This window comes from Duganella rivi (assembly GCF_009857435.1).
Lineage (GTDB): Bacteria > Pseudomonadota > Gammaproteobacteria > Burkholderiales > Burkholderiaceae_D > Rugamonas > Rugamonas rivi.
Window position 1 is genome coordinate 194,808 of record NZ_WWCK01000007.1, and the last position, 20,432, is coordinate 215,239.

Sequence of the window (20,432 nt, forward strand, 5' to 3'; positions counted from 1 at the left end):
GTGTTTAGTCGAGCGCGCGCAACGCGGCTGGCGTAGAATGGACGGATGCGCATTGTCCGATTCCTGCTGCTGGCACTGTTTATCCTGAGCTCCTCCGCGCAAGCGATGGCCTCGGTGCATCAGTGCTGCCCGGCGGCGGACTGCGGTATCGTCCAATGTCTCGACATGGGCTGCGCGCCAAGCGTGCCCGCCGTGGCTTTCAACCGCCCGGCGGCCGCGCAGCCGGTTGCCGTGGCGCCGGTGTACGCCGTCTACGTCACCACGCGCGAATCCGATCCCTATGAGGAAGTGTGGACGCCGCCTGATTGAAGCGCTTCAGGTACCAGACTATCCCATTCACTCAATAAGGAATCATTATGAAGATCACCAAATACGCAGTGGCCGTTGGCCTGCTGCTCAGTTCTGCCGCCGCATTGGCCGCTAACAGCGGCTGCTGCGGCAACGCGATTTGCTGCATCAAGATGCTGCTGTGCTGCTAATCGCCGTTGATTGACGAAATGGCCCGCCGTGAACCGGTGGGCCATTTTTTTGGAGAAACCATGCAAATTCGCGACGCCGTTGCCGACGACGCCAAGGCCATTGCCGCCATCTACAACCCGTTTATCGCCAACACCACCATCAGCTTTGAAGAAGAGCCGGTCACGAACGCCGCCATGGCGCAGCGTATCGCCGATGTGCAAGCGGCCGGCTTGCCGTGGCTAGTATTGGAAGTGGACGGCAAGGTGGTCGGCTATGCCTATGCCACCAAGTGGCGCGTGCGCCATGCCTATCGTTATTCAGTGGAAAGCTCGGTCTACCTCGCGCCCGAATGCGCGGGGCAGGGCGGCGGCACCGCGTTGTACACGGCCTTGCTGGAACGGTTGAGGGCGTGCGGCTGCCACCTGGTCATCGGCGGCATCGCACTGCCGAACGACGCCAGCATCGCCCTGCACGAGAAAATGGGCTACGAAAAAGTCGCCCATTTCCGCGAAGTCGGCTTCAAATTCGGCCGCTGGCTCGATGTCGGCTACTGGCAGGTCAAGCTGCCGGCGTGAGTCTTCACGGCGCCAGCGTTTCCATGCGCATGACTTGCACGCCGCCGGTGGCAAGTTCAGGCAGCTTGGCGAACCATTCCTTGACATAGGGCTGGGCGTTGTGCGCCTCAAAGTCTTCGCGCGATGCAAAAATCTCGTAGAAAATAAAATGCCCAGGCGCTTCGCGGTCTTCCTGCAAAAAATAGACCAGATTCTTGGGATCGCTGCGCACGTGCGCGATCAGCGGCAAAGTAATTTTGCGCAGCGCCGCTTCCTGCCCCGGCTTGGCGCGCACTTCCGCTACGATCGAGTATGCGCCCGGTGCGATATCGGCATAACGTATGCCTTCATGGGTTTGTGCTGCGGCCGGAGAAATCGCCGCCATGTTCAATAGCGCGCTGCTTAAAATTGTTCCCAGGAATAGAGACTTGATCGTATGTTTGAGTGTGTAGCGATTCATTGATGGTACTTTCGTTATCCAGTTGCTTGGAGCTTATGCCCGGCCGAAAATATAGTGCACAGGCTGCCGCGCTGATGGTTAAGAGTAGTTAAGTGTCGTAAATCCCCTGGGGCGGGAGCCGCTGCGCCGATCGCACCAGCTCGCTTGACGCCTCCCGCCCTTGCGTTTATATTAATGACTCACAAGTAAGTTACTTTCACCTACACCCATGCAAGCCCCTCAAGAGACGAAGCCACGCTGGGAACGGCGCAAGGATGCGCGGCCGCAGGAATTGCTGGCGGCGGCGCTGGATCAGTTCGTCGAGCGCGGTTACGCCGCCACCCGGCTGGAAGATGTCGCCAAGCACGCCGGCGTCTCCAAGGGCACGCTGTATTTATACTTCGATAACAAAGAAGAGCTGTTCAAGGCCGTGGTGCGCGCCAATATCGTCGCCACCATCGGCGAGGCCGAACAGGACGCCGACGCCTTTGCCGGCCCCAGCGGCGAGCTGCTGGGCACCCTGCTGATGAAATGGTGGGCCGAGATCTGCGCCACCAAGCTGGGCGGCATCACCAAGCTGATGTTGGCGGAAGGCAACAATTTCCCCGAGCTGGCGCAGTTTTACAATGAAGAAGTGGTGGCGCGCGGCAGCAACCTGTTCACCAAGGTGCTCGAGCGCGGCATCGCGCGCGGCGAATTCCGTCCGGTCGACCCAGTGGTGATGACGCAGGTGCTGATTGCTCCTGTGATCATGCTGATGATGTGGACGCACTCTTTTATGCCCACCTGCGACATGCCGCCGATTGCCCCGCAAGCGTTCATGGAGACCTTTATCAGCACCACCTTGCGCGGCTTGCAGGCCGATCCAGCGTGATGCAGGCCGCCCTATTTTTCCGTCCAGCTTGCCATTTTGGTAGGTTCACCCCCCTTAAACTGCAACCTGTCGCAATTTCCCGCGATGACGCCGTCGAATCGTTAATATGTGCCTCGATGCCAGTTCAACGATAAAATGACGGATTATTTAATCCCGACCCGAGTCATAAGATGAATATCGAACAAGCCCGCTTCAACATGATCGAACAGCAAATCCGTCCTTGGGACGTCCTCGACGCCGAGGTTCTGGAGCTGCTGCACGTGGTCAAACGTGAAAACTTCGTGCCGGCCGCGCACAAGGCCCTGGCCTTTGCCGACATCGAAATTCCGCTGCCAGGCGGCGAAAGCATGCTGGCGCCGAAGATCGAAGCGCGCCTGCTGCAAGACCTGCAGCTGAAAAAGCACGAGACCGTGCTGCAAATCGGCGCCGGTTCCGGCTACCTGGCCGCGCTGCTGGCGCACAAGGGCCGCCAGGTGACGGCGGTGGAAGTATCGCCGGAACTGAAGGCGCTGGCCGAGAAGAACCTGGCCGACAACGGCGTCACCAATGTGACCGTTGAACTGGGCAATGGCGCGCAAGGCTGGACCAGCGGCGCGCCGTTTGATGTGATCGTGGTATCGGGTTCGCTGCCGGTGCTGCCGGAAGCGCTGTTGCAGCAACTGAAAGTGGGCGGCCGCCTGGCGGTCATCATCGGCAACGCGCCGGCGATGAAGGCACAGCTGATCACCCGCACCGGCGAAGCCGGCTACGACACCCGCACCCTGTTCGAAACCAACGTGAAAGCGCTGGCGTCGGCAGTCGCGCCGTCGCAGTTCAAGTTTTAAGTCAGACGGAGCACACCATGCAGCAGATTACTGCGCTGGAGCTGGCCGACTGGCTGGCAGACGACGCACGCCCAAGCCCGATGTTGTTGGACGTGCGTGAAAACTGGGAATTTGAAACCTGCCGCATCGACGGCTCGGTGCAGATCCCGATGAATACCATCCCGGCGCGCATCGACGATCTCGATGAGGATGCAGCAATTGTCTGCATCTGCCATCACGGTGCGCGCAGTATGCAGGTGGCCGCCTTCCTGGAGCGTAACGGCTTCGGCAAGATGATCAACCTGACCGGCGGCATCCACGCCTGGGCGCTGCAAGTCGATAGCACGATGGCCAAGTATTAACCGGCCCGCGCCGTCGGTCGGCGCGGTGGGCAGGTGCGGTGCAGCTAGCAGTGTTTTTGATTTGTTCAACTTTTTTGATGACTCCAACGGAGATTGCAATGCAGAGACCCCTTATCGCCGTGCTGATCACCAGCGCCTTCTTGACGCTCAACGCACAGGCGGCCGACCTGCTCCAGGTGTACCAGCAAGCACTGGCCAACGATGCGACCTACGCCAGCGCCCGCTCTTCGCTTGCGGCCGGCCAGGAACGCATCACCCAGGGGCGCTCGGGCCTGCTGCCGACGGTGGCGGCCAGCGGCAGCAATACCCGCAACACCGGCGACGCCACCTCGGCCGAATTCTTGACCGGTAATATGATCAAGAACGATACCGAGTACCACACCAACACCTACAACGTGACGCTGTCGCAGCCGCTGTTCAACTGGGGCGCGTGGGAAACCTATCAGCAAAGCAAGCTGGCGCAAGCCACGGCCGAAGCCACTTTCTCGCAGGCCAAGCAAGATCTGATCGTGCGCGTGGCGCAGGCTTACTTTGACGTGCTGACCGCGCAAGACAACCTGACCTCGACGCAGGCGCAGAAAGTGGCCACCACCGAACAGCTGGCCTCGGCCAAGCGCAACTTCGAGGTCGGCACCCAGACCATCACCGATACCCACGAGGCGCAAGCGGCCTACGACCTGGTGGTGGCGCAGGAATTTGCCGCCATCAACGACCTGGACAACAAGCGCACCGCGTTGCAAGTGATCATCGGCCAGGTGCCGGGCGGCCTGGCGCCGCTGCGCACCGGCGTGACCATTGCGCCGCCGTCGCCGGCCGCGGTGGAACCGTGGGTCAGCTCGGCCGAGAGCCAGAACTACTCGGTGGTGGCTGCCGGCCTGAACGTGGAAATCGCCAAGCGCGAGATCTCGCGCAACCGCGCCAACCACCTGCCGACCGCCAACCTGATCGCCAGCACCTCGCATCAGCGCCAGACCGGCGGCGGCAGCACCGTCAACAACAACGCCATCGGCGTCAGCTGGAACATCCCGATCTTCAACGGCTTTGCCGTGACCAGCAAGGTGCGCGAGACCATCGCCCTGGAAGACAAGGCCCGCAACGATCTGGAAGCGACCAAGCGCGCCGCCTCGCAGACCGCGCGCCAAGCCTACCTCGGCATGACCAGCGGCCTGGCGCAAGTGAAGGCGCTGGAAGCGGCCGAAGTGTCGAGCAAGTCCTCGCTCGATTCGAACAAGCTGGGCTACCAGGTCGGCGTGCGCATCAACATCGACGTGCTGAATGCGCAAAAGCTGCTGTACTCGACCCAGAAGGATTTGTCGAAAGCGCGCTACGACACCATCATGAACGGCCTGCGCCTGAAATCGGCGGCTGGCTCGCTCAAGGAAGAGGATCTGGCGCCGATCAACGCGCTGCTGGCCCACTAAGCTAACCCCAGTTCTCCCAGATGCCGGCCTTGCGCCGGCATTTTTTTTTCCTGATTATTAGTTAAAACTGCATAGTCATAGCAAATTTAATGGCTTTATTCCATCGATGCGCAGGCGGATACTACATTCATCGCAACCCAACATCGAAGGAGCAAGACCATGAAACAAGTAGCCATCATCACCGGCGCATCGCGCGGCATCGGCGCCGCCATCGCCCAACGCCTGGCCAAGGACGGCTTTGCCGTGGTGGTCAATTACGCCGGCAACGTTGCCGAGGCCGATAAAGTGGTTGGCGCCGTCCGCGCGGATGGCGGCACCGCCATCGCCGTGCAAGCCGATGTCGCCAGCGCGGCCGACGTGCGCGCGCTGTTCGAGCGCACCATCGCCGAGCTGGGCCGGGTGGACGTGCTGGTCAACAACGCCGGCATCATGCCGCCCAACCTGCCGCAACTGGCCGCTACCGATGACGATATCTTTGACCGTCTGGTGGCCGTCAACCTCAAGGGCAGCTTCAACACCATGCGCGAGGCTGCGGCCAAGCTGGAGCAGGGCGGCCGCATCATCAACTTCTCGTCCAGCCTGGTAGGTACGCTGTTGCCGGGCTACTCGGCCTACGTGGCCACCAAAGCCGGCGTGGAAGCCATGACTTCGATCCTCGCCAAGGAACTGCGCGGCAAAAACATCACCGTCAACGCCGTTGCACCGGGCCCGACCGCCACCGCCTTGTTCCTCGACGGGAAAACGCCGGAGCTGATCGAGCGCCTCGCCAAAATGACGCCGCTGGAACGCCTCGGCCAGCCGGACGATATCGCCAGCGCCGTGTCCTTCCTCGCTGGCCCGGACGGTAGCTGGATCAACGGTCAAACGCTGCGCGCCAACGGCGGCATGGTTTAAGGAGAACCCATCATGAGCAAATCTATCGTTTTGGTGACCGGCGCCGGCACCGGTATCGGCCACCTGTCGGTCAAAGCGCTGGCGCTGGCTGGCCACACCGTGTACGCCTCGATGCGCGACATCGACGGCCGCAACGCCGCCAAAGTACGCGAACTGCGCGACTGGGCTTTCGCCAACGGCGCCGATGTGCGTGCAGTGGAATTGGATGTGCTGTCGCAGGCCTCGGCTGACGCGGCGGTCGCCACCATCGTGGCCGAGCGCGGCCGGCTGGACGTGGTGGTGCACAACGCCGGCCACCTCGTGATCGGCCCAACCGAGGCCTACACGCCGGAAGAAATCAGCAAGGTGTTCGACACCAACTTCCTTGGCACCCAGCGCGTCAACAAGGCGGTGCTGCCGGTGATGCGCGGGCAGCGGCAGGGGCTGGTGCTGTGGGTCAGCAGTTCGACCACGCGCGGCGGCTTCCCTCCTTTCCTCGGCCCGTACGCGGCGGCCAAGGCGGCGATGGATTCGATCGCCGTGACCATGGCTTACGAACTGGCGCGCTTCAACATCGAGACTTCGATTGTGGTGCCTGGCGCGTTCACGGCGGGCACCGACCACTTTGCCAACGCCGGCAAGCCGGCCGACGCAGCCACCAGCGCTGCCTACGCCGCCTACGACGGCTTAATGGATCAAGTCGGTGCGCGCCTGACTGAGCTGATGCCGCCCGAAGCCGATCCGGCAGCGGTGGCGGCCGACATCGCCCGCATCGTCGGCCTGCCGCACGGCACGCGGCCGTTCCGTTCGATCACCGACTTCGTCGACGACGGCGTCACGGCGGTGACCGAAGTGGCCGAGCGGGTGCGCGTGGAGTTTGCCGAGCGCATCGGCATCGCTGACCTGCTGCGTCCGTCCGGCGCGCGCGTGGACTAAATTGCGCGGAGGAGGTAGTATCCGGCCCTGTTATCAAATCACTAAAGCCGCATGACTACCTCCGACCGCCTGAGCAACAAGCAACTCCTCGTACTGATCGCCAGCTTCGCTGCGCTGGCGCTGCTGGTGATGATGTGGCGCTGGGGCGGCACGGTGGAAGATTCGCTGGCCTACTTCAACACCGCGCGCTACCTGCGCGGTGAAATTCCCGCCACTGAGTTGCGCGCGCCGTTCCCGTATCGCCTGCTGGCCCCGGCGCTGGCCGCCGCCATTCCCGGCGACACCCGCCAAAGCTTCGCCCTGCTGAATTGGCTGTGCACCAGCGCCACTGCTGTGATGATGGTGCTGGCCTTGCTGCGCATAGGCGCGGGCCGCAAGGCCGCCGTGATTGCCGGCCTGATGATGATCTTGTCGGTGCCCACCTTCTGGTACGCGCCTTACCTGCTGACCGATCCCGGCTCGATCTGCGCCCGCACTGCCTTCGTGCTGGCGGTCTTGAGCGGCCAGCCTTGGCTGGCCGCGCTGGCCGGCGTGCTTGGTTCCGCCGTGCGCGAAGAAAATATCCTGCTGCTGGTGTGGCTGCTGGCCATGCGCCGCATCGCTATCGTGCCGGGACTAGTCGCGCTGGCGGCGGCCGGTGCATGGATGGTGGCGGTGCGCTGGTGGCTGATTCCCGGCTTGCCGAGCTATGTGTGGGCGCCAAGCATCCACACCGTGCTCACCGCGCTGCAAGACGTGCGTTCGCTGGCCTCGCTGGTGACGGCCATCGGCGTGGTGCTGCCGCTGGCGCTGCTGGGCATGCGCATGCGCGCGTCGGCATCTGCGCCGGCCTTGGCGGCCCTGCGTCCATTGAAATCACTGCTGGTATTGATGATGTTGCCGCCGCTGTACGCAGCGCTGTGCGTGCGTATTGACGGCCGCGCGATCTGGGGCTTGTACCCGATGCTGGTGCCGTTTGCGGCGCTGTACTGCGCGGCGCGCTGGGAGCGCCGCGCCTAGGTGCTTACAGGCCGGCGCCTTGGCCGTCGAAGCTACGTTCGATCAATTCGATCTTGTAGCCGTCCGGGTCGGTCACGAAAGCGATCACGGTGCTGCCGCCCTTGACCGGGCCCGGTTCGCGCGTGACGTTGCCGCCGTTGGCTTTCACCGCGGCGGCGGTGCTGTAGATGTCTTCCGCCGAAATGGCGATGTGGCCGTAGGCCGTGCCCATATCGTAGCTGGTGGTGCCGTAGTTGTAGGTCAGCTCCAGTTCAGCGTGGTCCGGGTTGGAGCCGTAGCCGAGGAAGGCCAGCGTGTACTGGTACTCCGGGTTGTCGCTGGTGCGCAGCAGTTTCATGCCCAGCACCTTGGTGTAGAAATCGATAGAACGTTGCAGGTCGCCGACTCGCAGCATGGTGTGCAGAATGCGCATGGTAAATCCTTGTTGGTAATGAAGCGAAACAAGGATTTTATCAGCGGCTGGCCGATTGCGCCGACGCTGGCATGCTTGGCGTCACGCGCCACACGGCGTTCCCCACATCGTCCGCTACCAGCAGCGCGCCCTGGCGGTCGACCGCCACGCCCACCGGCCGGCCCTGCGCCTTGCCCTCGCTATTGAGGAAGCCGGACAGGAAATCCTGCGGCGGCCCGGACGGCTTGCCGCCGCTGAACGGGATGAACACCACCTTGTAGCCGCTGTGCGGCTTGCGGTTCCAGGAGCCATGCTGGCCGATGAAGACGCCGCCCTGGTACTGCGCCGGGAACAGCTTGGCCTCGTAGAACGTCAAGCCCAGCGAGGCAGTATGCCCGCCCAGCGCGTAATCGGGCGGAATCGCCTTGGCCACCAGTTCCGGTTTTTGCGGCGACACCCGCGTGTCCACATGCTGGCCGTAGTAACTGTAAGGCCAGCCATAGAAGCCGCCTTCCTTCACCGAAGTCATGTAGTCCGGCACCAGGTCGTTGCCCAGTTCATCGCGTTCGTTGACGGTCGTCCACAGGGCCTTGGTCTGCGGCTCCCAGCCCATGCCGTTGGCATTGCGCAGGCCGGTGGCGAACAGGCGCGACTTGTTGGTGGCCAGATCCAGCTGCCAGATGGCGGCGCGGCCGGTTTCCGCCTCGATGCCGTTTTCGCCGACATTGCTATTCGAGCCCACCGTCACATACAGGAACTTGCCATCCGGGCTGGCGATGATGTTCTTAGTCCAGTGATGGTTGAGCGTGCCGGCCGGCAGATCCATCACCTTGACGCCCGGCGTATCGATGCTGGCCGCGCCTTCCTGGTACGGGAAGCGCAGCACGGCGTCGGTATCGGCCACGTACAAGTCCTTGCCAACCAAGGCCATGCCGAACGGCGAGTTCAGGCCCTTGATATAAACGCTGCGTTTCTGCGCCTCGCCCTTGCTATCGAGCCCGCGCAGCAGCGTGATGCGGTTGGCCGATTCGCCCGCCGAGCCGGCCTTCTTCATTTGCTGCTTCATCACCATGCCCTTGATGCCCTTGCCATCGTCCGGCTTGGGCGGGGCGTTGGTTTCGGCCACCAGCACGTCGCCATTGGGCAGCGTGTACAGCCAGCGCGGATGATCGAGGCCGCGCGCATAGGCCGTGACGGTGAAGCCCGCTGCTGCGACCGGCCGCTGCTGTTCTGTAAATGGCGCGGTGGGCGCCACGTTGAGCGTCGGGATCAGCTTGCGCTGCGGCTCGGGCAATTGCGGGTTGGGGCCGTAACCGGGCGCGTAGCTCTGCGCCGCCGCCCATGGCGACGCGGCGGCGAGGAGTAGCAGGACGGGCGTGTGGCGCATGGTGGTCTCCGTTGTTAATCGCGCTTGGTGTGCGGTTGCGGCTGTGCCTTGGCATCGCTGCGCGGTTTTTCCACGCCGCGCTGGTTGTGCAGGTCGGTATCGACCATGCCGCTGTCGACGTCGGCGGCGGCCTGGCGGATGATGCTGCGCGGCTTGGCGCCGTTGCCGTCGGGCGATTCGTCGCGTTCGTGCGGCATGCGCTTGACGCCGTCGTTGCGCACCTTGGCATCGGTGTTGATATGCTGGTCTTTCATGGCGGCCTCCGTCCTCATTGGTTGAGGCCATCTTAGCCAGTTGGTTTTGTGTCAGGCGCTAGATTGAATTCTGACAACTACCGGGAAAGTCGTTTATCATTTAGACCACACTTGCTTCCTCGGGACTTTTTGCATGAGCAACGCTGCAACGCCGGACAACTGCGCCAACTGCGAAACGCCGCTGAGCGGCCACTTCTGCTCCAACTGCGGACAGGAGGCGGTGCTGCATGCCGCCAGCACGCGCGAGTTCCTGCATGAGTTCGTCGGCCACTACGTGGCGCTGGAGGGCAAGCTGTGGGGCTCGCTCAAGCGTTTGATTTTCCAGCCGGGCGAACTGACCAATGAATACATCCGCGGCCGCCGCGTGCGCTACGTGCAGCCGCTGCGCATGTACCTGACTTTCAGCGTGCTGTTCTTCGCGCTGCTGAAGCTGACCGGCGGCGCCAGCGGCGACGTTGAGGCCAAGGTGGACGGCCATACCACCGCCGCCAAGGTGGTGGCGCCGGCGCGCGTGCTGGCCGACACGGTGGCCAAGGGCCAGACCAAGATCGATAAGGCAGCCGGCCCGGAGGCCGAGCAAAGCAGGTCGGCCGCGCGCGAAGCGGTGGGCGACATGATGAGCGAGATGGCGGCCGAGGACGCCAAGTCCGAGATCCGCGCCGCCAAGGCCATGGAGCACGACAGCGCCAAGGAAGACGGCGTCGATCAAAACATCAACGAGCAATACATCGACGGCAAGCTGGCCGACTGGCCGCTGCTGCGCCGCCAGTGGCACGCGTTGAACCAGCTGCCGCCGGACGAGCAGGCCAAAGTCTTCAAGAACGGCATGAGCCACTACGCGCCGTACGCGATCTTCTGCATGATGCCGGTGTTCGCGCTGCTGCTGAAGGTGCTGTACCTCGGCTCCGGCCGCCGCTTCGGCGAGCATATGCTGTTTGCGCTGCACACCAACGCCTTTGCCTTCCTGATGTTTAGCGTCATCCTGCTGGCGCATTTCGGGCTGGCGCAGTTTGCGCTGTGGTGCTGGCTGATCGCCTACCTGCCGTGGGCCATGCGGCGCGTGTATCACAGCAGCCGCCTTGGCACCTTCGTGCGCTGGTCGGTGCTGATGCTGTTCTACATGATCGGGCTGCTGTTCGCGGTGCTGATCTCGGGCGGCATGGGCATCCTGTCGGTCGGCCATTAAACTTGCACATGGCACTGTTTAAATGTACAGTGACGACGCTATAGCCCAAAGCCGAGATTTTTTATGACCACCACGTCCACTGATTTTAAAACTATCGCACTGGTCGTGCGCCCGAATACCGATGGCATTGCCGAGTCGGTGGGCAGCGTGGTCGAGTTCCTGGAGCAGGGCGGCTACGAGGTGGTGTTCGAAGAACACACCGCTTCCCACCTTGGCCTGCAACTGGACGACCGCCGCGTGATGAACGCGGCCGGCATCGGCGCCGATTGCGACGCCGCCATCGTGATGGGCGGCGACGGTACCATGCTGGGCATCGCGCGCCAGCTGGCGCCGTTCAACGTGCCGCTGATCGGCATCAACCAGGGCCGCCTGGGCTTCATGACCGACATTCCGCTGGAAGGCATGCACGATGCGCTGGCGCGGATCCTCAGCGGCAGCTACAAGGCCGAGCGCCGCACCTTGCTGGAAGGCCGCGTCACGCGCGGCGGCGACGTGATCCACGTTGGCATGGCGGTCAACGACGTGGTGGTCTCGCGCGGCACCGGCGCCGGCATGGCCGAGCTGCGGGTGGACGTGGATGGGCAGTTCATGTACAACCAGCGTTCCGACGGCCTGATTATCTCGACGCCGACCGGCTCCACCGCCTACGCGCTGTCGGCCGGCGGCCCGCTGCTGCATCCTGCGCTGGGCGGCATCGTGCTGGTGCCGATTGCGCCGCATGCGCTGTCGAACCGTCCCATCGTGCTGCCGGAATCGAGCGAGATCGTGGTCGAAATCGTGCGCGGGCGCGACATCAGCGTCAACTTCGACATGCAAACCTTCGCCAGCCTGCAATCGCAGGATCGGATTGTGATCCAGCGTTCGCCGCACGCGATCACCTTCCTGCACCCGGACGGCTGGAGCTACTACAACACCCTGCGCGAGAAGCTGCACTGGAACGAGTATCCGTCCGGTGAAGGCAAACTCGCTTAACTCCACTTACAGTTCTCCATGCTGCGTACCCTGTCCATCCGTGATTTCGTTATCGTCGATACGATAGAACTGGAATTCTCCGCCGGCTTTACGGTGTTCACCGGCGAGACCGGGGCTGGCAAATCGATCTTGATCGATGCGCTGACCCTGGCGCTGGGCGGGCGCGGCGACGCCAGCGTGGTGCGCGAGGGCGCGGCCAAGGCTGATATCACCGCCGATTTCGCGGTCAGCGAGCAGGCGCGCGCGTGGCTGGTGGCGAACGAGTTCGCGGTGGAAGAGGGCGGCGCGCTGCTGCGCCGCGTGATCGATAACGCCGGCCGCAGCAAGGCTTATATCAACGGCGTGGCGGCAACGGCGGCGCAGTTGCGCGAGTTGGGCGATCTGCTGGTGGACATTCACGGCCAGCACGCGCACCAGTCGCTGATGAAGACCGAGGCGCAGCGCGATCTGCTCGACGGTCAAGCCGGCGCCGGCGGCGAGGCGCGTTCGGTGGCCGCTGCGTATAAAGCCTGGCGTGCCTTGTCGCGCCAACTGGAAGAATTTGAAACCAATGCCGCCAACGTGCTGTATGAGCGCGAGCGGCTGGAATGGCAGGTCAATGAATTGGAAAAGCTGGCGGTCAAGCCGGGCGAATGGACGGAGGTCAGCAATGAGCAAAGCCGCCTGTCGCACGCGGCCAGCTTGATGGAAGGCGCGCAGGAAGCGCTGGCCGCGATCTCCGAGGCCGAGGATCATCCCATCCTGTCGCAGCTGTCGTCGCTGCACCAGAAGCTGGGCAAGCTGGCCGGCATCGACAGCGGCTTGCAGCCTATCGTGGACTTGATCGAGCCGGCGCGCATTCAATTGCAGGAAGCCGTGTATGCGCTGAACGATTATCTGGACCGCGTGGATCTGGATCCAGCGCGTTTGCGCACGGTGGAAGCGCGCATGGATGCGATTCATTCGGCCGCGCGCAAGTTCCGCGTATTGGAAGACGAGCTGCCGGAAGAGCACACCAAGCTGGCCACGCGCCTGTCGCAACTGGCCGACGCCACCGACCTGGATGGCTTGCGCAAGCAGGAAGAAAAGCTCAAGGCCGCGTACATGGCGGAGGCGCAAAAGCTGTCGGCCACGCGCCTGCGCGCCGGGCAGAAGCTGGGCGAAGCCGTCACCAAGGCCATGCAGGAATTGAACATGACCGGCGGCCGTTTCGAAGTCGCGCTGAATGCGTGCGAGCCGGCGGCGTATGGCTTGGAGCAGGTGGAATTCCTGGTGGCCGGTCACGCCGGCGTGGCGGCGCGGCCGCTGGCGAAAGTGGCGTCGGGCGGTGAGCTGGCGCGTATCTCGCTGGCGATTTCCGTGATCACCTCCAACGCCACCACGGTGCCGACCTTGATCTTCGATGAAGTGGATAGCGGCATCGGCGGCGGCGTGGCGGAAGTGGTGGGGCGCTTGCTGCGCCGCTTGGGGCAGGAACGCCAAGTGCTGTGCGTGACGCACTTGCCGCAAGTGGCGAGCCAGGCCGGCCAGCACTTCCAGGTGGCCAAGGGCACGCTGGACAACGGCAAGACCGCCTCGCGCATCGACGTGCTGGATTCCAAGTCGCGCGTGGAAGAAATCGCCCGCATGCTGGGCGGCCTGGAAATCACCGCCACCACCCGCAAACACGCCCGCGAACTATTGGCATCCTGACTTATGACCTTCCAAAAAGAACCTCCTCACAAGCACGGCACTGTTGGCCGTAGCGCCATCGTCCTGGTGAATCTCGGTACGCCGGATGCGCCGACCCGCTCTGCGGTGCGCCGCTACCTCAAGCAGTTCCTGTCCGATCCGCGCGTGGTCGAGATCCCGAAGGCGGTGTGGTGGTTCATCCTCAACCTGATCATCCTGCCGTTCCGCTCCGGCCAGTCGGCCAAGAAGTATGAATCGATCTGGACGCGCGAAGGCTCGCCGCTGCGCACGCACACGGCCGCGCAAGCGCAGTACCTGCGCGGCGCGCTTGGCGAACGCGGTCACCAAGACCTCACCGTCGCCATGGCCATGCGCTACGGCTCGCCCTCGCTGCCGGAAGTGCTGACCAAGCTGAAACAAGACGGCGCTGACCGCATCCTGCTGCTGCCGGCCTACCCGCAATACTCGGGCACCACCACCGGCTCCATCTACGACGCCGTGTTCCAGCACTACGGCAGCGTGCGCAACATCCCGGAATTGCGTTTCGTGCGCAACTATCACGACCATGACGGCTACATCCGCGCCCTCCAGCAGTCCGTGCTCAGCCACTGGGAGCAGCACGGCAAGCCGGAACAGCTGGTGATGAGCTTCCACGGCGTGCCCAAACGCACCCTGATGCTGGGCGACCCCTACCACTGCGAATGCCTGAAAACCGCGCGCCTGCTGGCCGCCGCCCTCAAGCTGACGCCTGACCAGTACGTGGTCACCTTCCAGTCGCGCTTCGGCAAGGCCGAGTGGCTGCAGCCGTACACCGCGCCCACCGTTGCCCAATTAGCACGCGACGGCGTCAAGCGCGTGGACGTGATCTGCCCCGGCTTCATCAGCGACTGCCTGGAAACGCTGGAAGAAATCGCCATGGAAGTACGCCACGACTTCGAAGCCAACGGCGGCCGTGAATTCCACTACATCCCGTGCCTGAACGAATCCCCGGCGTGGATCGCCGCGCTGGCCGAGATCGCCGAGCAGCACATCATCGGCTGGCCGACCCAGCTGGCCCCATCCCAGCGCGAGGCGCTGAAAAAAGAGGCAGAAGCCGGTCGCGCCGCCGCCCTGCAACGCGGCGCAGCCGACTGAAAAGCAACATTCCCGCCACAATCACACCGTCACCCGATAATCAGCACTTGCGGGTGACGAGTGCCAGCCTGTTAAAATAGCCGCCTGATACAAGCTCGTGTTGTCGAAATGGCAGGCAAAATAAACCCTTGAAATCGTAGGTTATTGCCCCATTTGCTGCCACAGCGGTAACAAAAGTAATGTCAAACAAATACGATTGTAGGAGTCTTTAGATGCAAGATCAGGAAAACCAAGCCGTACCACCTAATCCAGAGGCGGCCGAAGCCGCTGCGTCGGCCCCACCATCGACCCCGGAAGCTGGCCTGCCATCGCTGGAAGAACAGCTGGCCGCAACCGAAGCCAAGCTGGCTGAAATGCACGACGCCTTCATGCGCGCCAAAGCCGACGGTGAGAACATCCGCCGCCGCGCCCAGGAAGACGTGGCCAAGGCACACAAATTTGCTGTTGAAAGCTTTGCCGAAGCCATGGTGCCGGTCAAGGACAGCCTGGAAATGGCCTTGAAAGTGGAAGCGCCTACCGTCGAATCGCTGAAAGAAGGCGTGGAAATGACGCTGAAACAGCTGTCCTCGGCCTTCGAGCGCAACCGCCTGATCGCCATCGAACCGGCGCAAGGCGAGAAACTGGACCCAAACAAGCACCAGGCCGTTGCCGTGGTGCCTGCCGACCAGGAAGCCAATACCGTTGTTGCTGTGCTGCAAAAAGGTTATATGATCGCCGACCGCCTGCTGCGTCCGGCCATCGTCACCGCAGCGCAACCAAAGTAACTAAAGCTCTTGAAACGATAGAGTTTTTCCACATATTAGTACCATCTGAACTTTAGCAAATAAGGAAGAAAAATCATGGGTCGTATTATCGGTATCGATTTGGGAACCACCAACTCGTGCGTTTCCGTCATGGAAAACGGTCAGCCTAAGGTAATCGAGAACGCTGAAGGCGCACGTACGACGCCATCTATCATTGCTTATCAAGAAGATGGTGAAATTCTGGTCGGCGCGCCGGCAAAACGCCAGGCCGTTACCAATCCAAAGAACACCCTGTTCGCGGTCAAACGCCTGATCGGTCGTAAATTCGACGAGAAGGAAGTGCAGAAGGACATCGGCCTGATGCCTTACTCGATCACCAAAGCCGACAACGGCGATGCATGGATCGGCGTACGCGACAAGAAACTGGCCCCGCCACAAATCTCGGCGGAAGTGCTGCGCAAGATGAAGAAAACCGCGGAAGACTACCTGGGTGAAGAAGTCACCGAGGCCGTCATCACCGTACCTGCGTACTTTAACGACTCGCAGCGCCAGGCAACCAAAGACGCCGGCCGTATCGCAGGCCTGGACGTCAAGCGCATCATCAACGAACCAACCGCAGCGGCACTGGCATTCGGCCTGGACAAGACCGAAAAAGGCGACCGTAAAATCGCCGTGTACGACTTGGGCGGCGGTACCTTCGACGTATCGATCATTGAAATCGCGGACGTGGACGGCGAGAAGCAGTTCGAAGTGCTGTCGACCAACGGCGACACCTTCCTGGGCGGCGAAGACTTCGACCAGCGCGTGATCGACTACATCATCGAAGAGTTCAAGAAGATCAACGGCCTGGATCTGAAAAAAGATCCGATCGCTCTGCAGCGTATCAAGGCTTCGGCCGAGCGCGCGAAGATCGAACTGTCGTCGTCGCAGCAAACCGAGATCAACGAGCCGTACATCGCCATGGCGAACGGCGCGCCGGTGCACTTGACCCTGAAGATGACCCGCGCCAAGCTGGAGTCGCTGGTGGAAGAGCTGATCAACGCCACCATCGAGCCATGCAAAACCGCGATCAAGGACGCGGGCGTTAAAGTGTCGGACATCGACGACATCATCCTGGTCGGCGGTATGACCCGTATGCCGAAGGTACAGGAAAAGGTCAAAGAGTTCTTCGGCAAAGATCCACGCAAGGACGTGAATCCAGACGAAGCCGTGGCCGTCGGTGCTGCGATCCAAGGTTCGGTGCTGTCGGGCGAGCGCAAAGACTTGCTGCTGCTGGACGTGACCCCGCTGTCGCTGGGTATCGAAACCCTGGGCGGCGTGATGACCAAGATGATTCACAAGAACACCACGATTCCGACCAAGTTCTCGCAAGTGTTCTCGACCGCTGACGACAACCAGCCAGCCGTGACCATCAAGGTCTACCAAGGCGAGCGCGAAATCGCAGCCGGTAACAAAGGCCTGGGCGAATTCAACCTGGAAGGCATCCCGCCAGCAGCACGCGGCACGCCACAGATCGAAGTGACCTTCGACATCGACGCCAACGGCATCCTGCACGTCGGCGCCAAAGACAAGGCCACCGGCAAAGAGAACAAGATCACGATCAAGGCTAACTCCGGCCTGACCGAAGCTGAAATCCAGAAAATGGTGAAAGACGCTGAAGTCAACGCTGAAGAAGACAAGAAAGTGAAAGAACTGGCTGAGTCGCGCAACCAAGCCGACGCACTGGTGCACTCGACCCGCAAATCGCTGACCGAATACGGCGACAAGCTGGAAGCCGGTGAGAAAGAGAAGATCGAAGCTGCGATCGGCGATCTGGAAGCCTCGATCAAATCGGGCGACAAGGCCGAGATCGACGCCAAGGTAGCTGCCCTGTCGACCGCTTCGCAGAAGCTGGGCGAGAAGATGTACGCCGACATGCAAGCGCAGCAAGCTGCCGGCGGTGCTGAAGGCGCAGCGCCTGGCGCCGAGCAAGCCAAGCCACAAGACGACGTGGTTGACGCTGACTTCAAAGAAGTTAAAGACAGCAAGTAATCGTCACTCCCGTCATTCCCGCTGCGGCGGGAATGACAAGCCGAGTCGCGTGGCAGTGCCGCCGGCTCGGCTTTTTCGCATAAATCAGCACAGAATATAAGCAAGGTTACGACAATATGGCAAAGCGTGATTTCTACGAGGTACTCGGTGTCGCAAAGAGCGCAACCGAAGACGAGATCAAGAAGGCCTATCGCAAACTGGCTATGAAGTACCACCCGGATCGCAACCCGGACAGCAAGGACGCGGAAGAGAAGTTCAAGGAAGTCAAAGAAGCCTACGAAATGCTGACCAACCCGGAGAAGCGCGAGGCGTATGACCGCTACGGTCACGCCGGCGTTGACCCGAACATGGGCGGCGGCGGTTTCGGCGGCGGCGCCGGCGGTTTCGGCGATGCGTTTGGCGACATCTTCGGCGATATCTTCGGCGGCGGCCGCGGCCGCAGCCAAGGCCCGCAGGTGTACCGCGGCGCCGACCTGCGCTACAACCTCGAGATCACGCTGGAACAAGCAGCGCACGGCTTCGACACCACCATCCGCGTGCCGTCGTGGGACAAGTGCGACACCTGCCACGGCTCCGGCGCCAAGCCGGGCACTTCGCCGGTGACTTGCTCGACCTGCGCCGGCCACGGTCAGGTGCGCATGCAGCAGGGCTTCTTCAGCATCCAGCAGACCTGCCCGAAATGCCACGGCACCGGCAAGATCATTCCAGAGCCATGCGCCGCATGCTCGGGCCAGGGCCGCATCAAGCGCAACAAAACGCTGGAAGTGAAAATCCCGGTCGGTATCGACAACGGCATGCGCATCCGCTCGTCGGGCAACGGCGAACCGGGCACCAACGGCGGGCCGTCGGGCGACTTGTACGTGGAAATCCACATCAAGCCGCACAGCGTGTTCCAGCGCGAGGGCGACGACCTGCACTGCGAAATGCCGATCTCCTTCGCCAAGGCGGCGCTGGGCGGCGAAATCGAGGTGCCGACGTTGTCTGGTAAAGTATCGTTTACGATCCCTGAAGGCACCCAGTCGGGCAAGACCTTCCGCCTCAAAGGCAAGGGCATCAAGGGCGTGCGTTCCGGCTTCGCGGGCGACCTGTTCTGCCACGTGGCAGTTGAGACGCCGGTCAAGCTGACCGACAAGCAGAAGGAACTGCTGCGCGAGTTTGAAAAATCCACCACTGAGGGCGGCGCCAAGCACAGCCCGCAGACGAAGACCTGGCGTGACAAGGTAAAAGACTTTTTTGAGTAATTCTTTGTCGCGTTAAATCGGTAATATCCAGACCGCCGCGCTGCTGATTTTGCAGACCGGCGGTCTTCTTATGTACGAGAGGAGCATCATGGAAACCCTGAAAAACAGCACATCCCCCCTGCGTCACCTGCTGGAGAACAACCGCAAATGGGCCGCATCGGAAGTTGAGCGCGACCCGGACTTCTTCAACCGCCTGGCCACGCAAGCCGCGCCGGAATACCTGTGGATCGGTTGCTCCGACAGCCGCGTGCCGGCAAATGAGCTGCTGGGCCTGGCCCCGGGCGACGTGTTCGTGCACCGTAACATCGCCAACGTGGTGGTGCATTCGGACCTGAACTGCCTGTCGGTGCTGCAGTTCGCGGTGGAAGTGCTGAAGGTCAAGCACGTGATCGTGGTCGGCCACTACGGCTGCAAAGGCGTGCACGCCGCCATGACCGGCACCCGCGTCGGCCTGGTCGACAACTGGCTGCGCCACGTCTACGACGTCACCCAGAAGCACGAGCGCTACCTCGGCGCCGTGGTCAACGAGCAAAAGCGCTCGGAGCGCCTGGTGGAACTGAACGTGGTGGAGCAAGTCAACAACGTGGTGCAAACCACCATCGTGCGCGACGCCTGGGACCGCGGCCAGGAACTGACCGTGCACGGCTGGGTCTACGGCATCAACGACGGCAAGCTGCAAGACATGGGCATCGCCGTCAGCGCGCTGGATCAGCTGGCCCCAGCAGTGCAGCAGCGTTTGGCGAAGTACGAAGCCGCTTAAAATCCGCATAACGATATCAGATAAGCTTCGTTTTCTAAATAAGGACGGCGGCATAGACTGTATGGCACTACTTTCACGAGGTGGGTGCCATGGCTGCCGTTCTTCAGGATTCTTTCCAGGTTGAGTTGTTCGACGCGCCGCTGGGCGCGGAGGTTATCGGGCTTGACCTGAATCGCCCGCTGCCGCAGCGGGATTTTCAACGCATTCATAAAGCGCACCTGGATCACCACTTGCTGGTGTTCCGCGACCAGCGCATCACGCCGCAGCAGCAAGTTGATTTCAGCCGCCGGTTCGGCCCGCTGCAAATCCATGTGCTGCGCAATTTCCAGCTGCCCTCGCATCCCGAGGTGCTGATCATTTCCAACATCATCGAGAACGGCAAGCCGCTCGGCCTTGGCGACGCCGGCCATTTTTGGCATTCGGATCTGTCGTACAAGGAGACGCCGAGTCTCGGCTCGATGCTGCATGCGCAGGAACTGCCGCTCGAAGGCGGCGATACGCTGTTCGCCAATATGCATCTTGCCTACGACACGCTGCCGGCCGCGCTGCGCCACGCGGTGCAAGGCGCGCGCGCTGAGCATAGCTATCTCGCGCAGTATGAAGAGCTGCGCCGCCGCAGCCCATTCCGCCCGGCGCTGACGCAGGCGCAGATCGATGAGGTTAAGCCGGTCGAACATCCGGTGGTGCGCACGCACCCGGAGACGGGCCGCAAGGCGCTGTTCGTCAGCGAGCATTTCACCACCCGCATCGTCGGCATTCCCGAAGACGAGAGCCGCGCGCTGCTGGCCGAGTTGTTCGCGCACAGCGTGAAGCCGGAGCATGTGTACCGCCATCGCTGGGCGCCGCATGACCTGGTGTTCTGGGATAACCGTTCGCTGATGCACCTTGCCGGCGGCACGCCCGACCATCTGCGCCGCAAGCTGTATCGCACCACCATTGAAGGCGACGTGCCTTTCTAATTCT

The 20,432-nt window shown here is 62.2% G+C and carries 23 protein-coding genes; 19 read left to right on the forward strand and 4 right to left on the reverse strand.

What is annotated here, in order from left to right; translation table 11 throughout:
- Positions 1–45: 45 nt before the first annotated feature.
- Genes GTP45_RS23800 through GTP45_RS23805 form a run of 3 tightly spaced genes read left to right on the forward strand, consistent with a single transcriptional unit; the run spans position 46 to position 1,034 of the window.
- A complete protein-coding gene (locus GTP45_RS23800) occupies positions 46–309 on the forward strand; it encodes a hypothetical protein (RefSeq protein ID WP_161016353.1) in 264 nt (87 codons plus the stop codon).
- A gap of 47 nt (positions 310–356) precedes the next feature.
- A complete protein-coding gene (locus tag GTP45_RS29065; RefSeq protein WP_267876218.1) occupies positions 357–479 on the forward strand; it encodes a hypothetical protein in 123 nt (40 codons plus the stop codon).
- A gap of 60 nt (positions 480–539) precedes the next feature.
- Positions 540–1,034 carry an arsinothricin resistance N-acetyltransferase ArsN1 family B gene (locus GTP45_RS23805; RefSeq protein WP_161016354.1) on the forward strand — a complete coding sequence of 165 codons (495 nt, stop codon included), beginning with the start codon at positions 540–542 and terminating at the stop codon, positions 1,032–1,034.
- 4 nt (positions 1,035–1,038) lie between these two features.
- On the opposite strand, the gene GTP45_RS23810 is transcribed toward GTP45_RS23805, so the two are convergent.
- Positions 1,039–1,398 carry a putative quinol monooxygenase gene (locus tag GTP45_RS23810; protein WP_217363386.1) on the reverse strand — a complete coding sequence of 120 codons (360 nt, stop codon included), beginning with the start codon at positions 1,396–1,398 and terminating at the stop codon, positions 1,039–1,041.
- A 283-nt stretch (positions 1,399–1,681) separates the two neighbouring features.
- On the opposite strand from GTP45_RS23810, the gene GTP45_RS23815 reads away from it, so the two are divergent.
- From GTP45_RS23815 to GTP45_RS23845, 7 genes are all read left to right on the forward strand, one after another.
- Positions 1,682–2,326 (forward strand): TetR/AcrR family transcriptional regulator, encoded by a 645-nt coding sequence (locus GTP45_RS23815; protein WP_161016356.1) that lies wholly within the window; start codon positions 1,682–1,684, stop codon positions 2,324–2,326.
- A gap of 170 nt (positions 2,327–2,496) precedes the next feature.
- Complete coding sequence (locus GTP45_RS23820; RefSeq protein WP_161016357.1) at positions 2,497–3,150, forward strand: protein-L-isoaspartate O-methyltransferase family protein; 654 nt, start codon at positions 2,497–2,499, stop codon at positions 3,148–3,150.
- Positions 3,151–3,167: 17 nt separating this feature from the next.
- Positions 3,168–3,491, forward strand: coding sequence for a rhodanese-like domain-containing protein (locus tag GTP45_RS23825; RefSeq protein ID WP_154379650.1), 324 nt, complete (start codon positions 3,168–3,170; stop codon positions 3,489–3,491).
- Between the two features lie 98 nt (positions 3,492–3,589).
- The gene (locus GTP45_RS23830) at positions 3,590–4,912 is read left to right on the forward strand and encodes a TolC family outer membrane protein (protein ID WP_161016358.1); all 1,323 of its coding nucleotides are present in this window, start codon (positions 3,590–3,592) and stop codon (positions 4,910–4,912) included.
- 159 nt (positions 4,913–5,071) lie between these two features.
- Positions 5,072–5,806 (forward strand): SDR family oxidoreductase, encoded by a 735-nt coding sequence (locus GTP45_RS23835; RefSeq protein WP_161016359.1) that lies wholly within the window; start codon positions 5,072–5,074, stop codon positions 5,804–5,806.
- A 12-nt stretch (positions 5,807–5,818) separates the two neighbouring features.
- Positions 5,819–6,721 carry an SDR family oxidoreductase gene (locus GTP45_RS23840; RefSeq protein ID WP_161016360.1) on the forward strand — a complete coding sequence of 301 codons (903 nt, stop codon included), beginning with the start codon at positions 5,819–5,821 and terminating at the stop codon, positions 6,719–6,721.
- A 51-nt stretch (positions 6,722–6,772) separates the two neighbouring features.
- Positions 6,773–7,720: a hypothetical protein gene (locus GTP45_RS23845; RefSeq protein WP_161016361.1), complete on the forward strand. Its 948-nt coding sequence runs from the start codon at positions 6,773–6,775 to the stop codon at positions 7,718–7,720.
- Between the two features lie 4 nt (positions 7,721–7,724).
- Here the strand turns inward: GTP45_RS23845 and gloA are convergent, their stop codons facing one another.
- Genes gloA through GTP45_RS23860 form a run of 3 tightly spaced genes read right to left on the reverse strand, consistent with a single transcriptional unit; the run spans position 7,725 to position 9,752 of the window.
- Positions 7,725–8,132, reverse strand: coding sequence for a lactoylglutathione lyase (gene gloA, locus GTP45_RS23850; RefSeq protein WP_161016362.1), 408 nt, complete (start codon positions 8,130–8,132; stop codon positions 7,725–7,727).
- A gap of 40 nt (positions 8,133–8,172) precedes the next feature.
- The gene (locus GTP45_RS23855; RefSeq protein ID WP_161016363.1) at positions 8,173–9,498 is read right to left on the reverse strand and encodes a PQQ-dependent sugar dehydrogenase; all 1,326 of its coding nucleotides are present in this window, start codon (positions 9,496–9,498) and stop codon (positions 8,173–8,175) included.
- Positions 9,499–9,512: 14 nt separating this feature from the next.
- A complete protein-coding gene (locus GTP45_RS23860) occupies positions 9,513–9,752 on the reverse strand; it encodes a hypothetical protein (RefSeq protein WP_161016364.1) in 240 nt (79 codons plus the stop codon).
- 133 nt (positions 9,753–9,885) lie between these two features.
- On the opposite strand from GTP45_RS23860, the gene GTP45_RS23865 reads away from it, so the two are divergent.
- The 9 genes from GTP45_RS23865 to GTP45_RS23905 all read left to right on the forward strand — a co-directional run bounded on the left by GTP45_RS23865 (position 9,886) and on the right by GTP45_RS23905 (position 20,428).
- Positions 9,886–10,938 (forward strand): DUF3667 domain-containing protein, encoded by a 1,053-nt coding sequence (locus tag GTP45_RS23865; protein ID WP_161016365.1) that lies wholly within the window; start codon positions 9,886–9,888, stop codon positions 10,936–10,938.
- A 63-nt stretch (positions 10,939–11,001) separates the two neighbouring features.
- Complete coding sequence (locus GTP45_RS23870; RefSeq protein ID WP_161016366.1) at positions 11,002–11,910, forward strand: NAD kinase; 909 nt, start codon at positions 11,002–11,004, stop codon at positions 11,908–11,910.
- An 18-nt stretch (positions 11,911–11,928) separates the two neighbouring features.
- Positions 11,929–13,581, forward strand: coding sequence for a DNA repair protein RecN (gene recN, locus GTP45_RS23875; RefSeq protein WP_161016367.1), 1,653 nt, complete (start codon positions 11,929–11,931; stop codon positions 13,579–13,581).
- Positions 13,582–13,584: 3 nt separating this feature from the next.
- Positions 13,585–14,694 carry a ferrochelatase gene (hemH, locus tag GTP45_RS23880; protein ID WP_161016368.1) on the forward strand — a complete coding sequence of 370 codons (1,110 nt, stop codon included), beginning with the start codon at positions 13,585–13,587 and terminating at the stop codon, positions 14,692–14,694.
- A 212-nt stretch (positions 14,695–14,906) separates the two neighbouring features.
- On the forward strand, positions 14,907–15,458 hold the full coding sequence (grpE, locus tag GTP45_RS23885) for a nucleotide exchange factor GrpE (protein WP_161016369.1): 552 nt from the start codon (positions 14,907–14,909) through the stop codon (positions 15,456–15,458).
- 75 nt (positions 15,459–15,533) lie between these two features.
- On the forward strand, positions 15,534–17,468 hold the full coding sequence (gene dnaK, locus GTP45_RS23890; protein ID WP_161016370.1) for a molecular chaperone DnaK: 1,935 nt from the start codon (positions 15,534–15,536) through the stop codon (positions 17,466–17,468).
- 116 nt (positions 17,469–17,584) lie between these two features.
- The gene (dnaJ, locus tag GTP45_RS23895; RefSeq protein ID WP_161016371.1) at positions 17,585–18,709 is read left to right on the forward strand and encodes a molecular chaperone DnaJ; all 1,125 of its coding nucleotides are present in this window, start codon (positions 17,585–17,587) and stop codon (positions 18,707–18,709) included.
- Positions 18,710–18,797: 88 nt separating this feature from the next.
- Complete coding sequence (gene can, locus GTP45_RS23900) at positions 18,798–19,469, forward strand: carbonate dehydratase (protein ID WP_161016372.1); 672 nt, start codon at positions 18,798–18,800, stop codon at positions 19,467–19,469.
- Positions 19,470–19,558: 89 nt separating this feature from the next.
- Positions 19,559–20,428, forward strand: coding sequence for a TauD/TfdA dioxygenase family protein (locus GTP45_RS23905; RefSeq protein ID WP_161016373.1), 870 nt, complete (start codon positions 19,559–19,561; stop codon positions 20,426–20,428).
- The last annotated feature ends 4 nt before the right edge of the window (positions 20,429–20,432 follow it).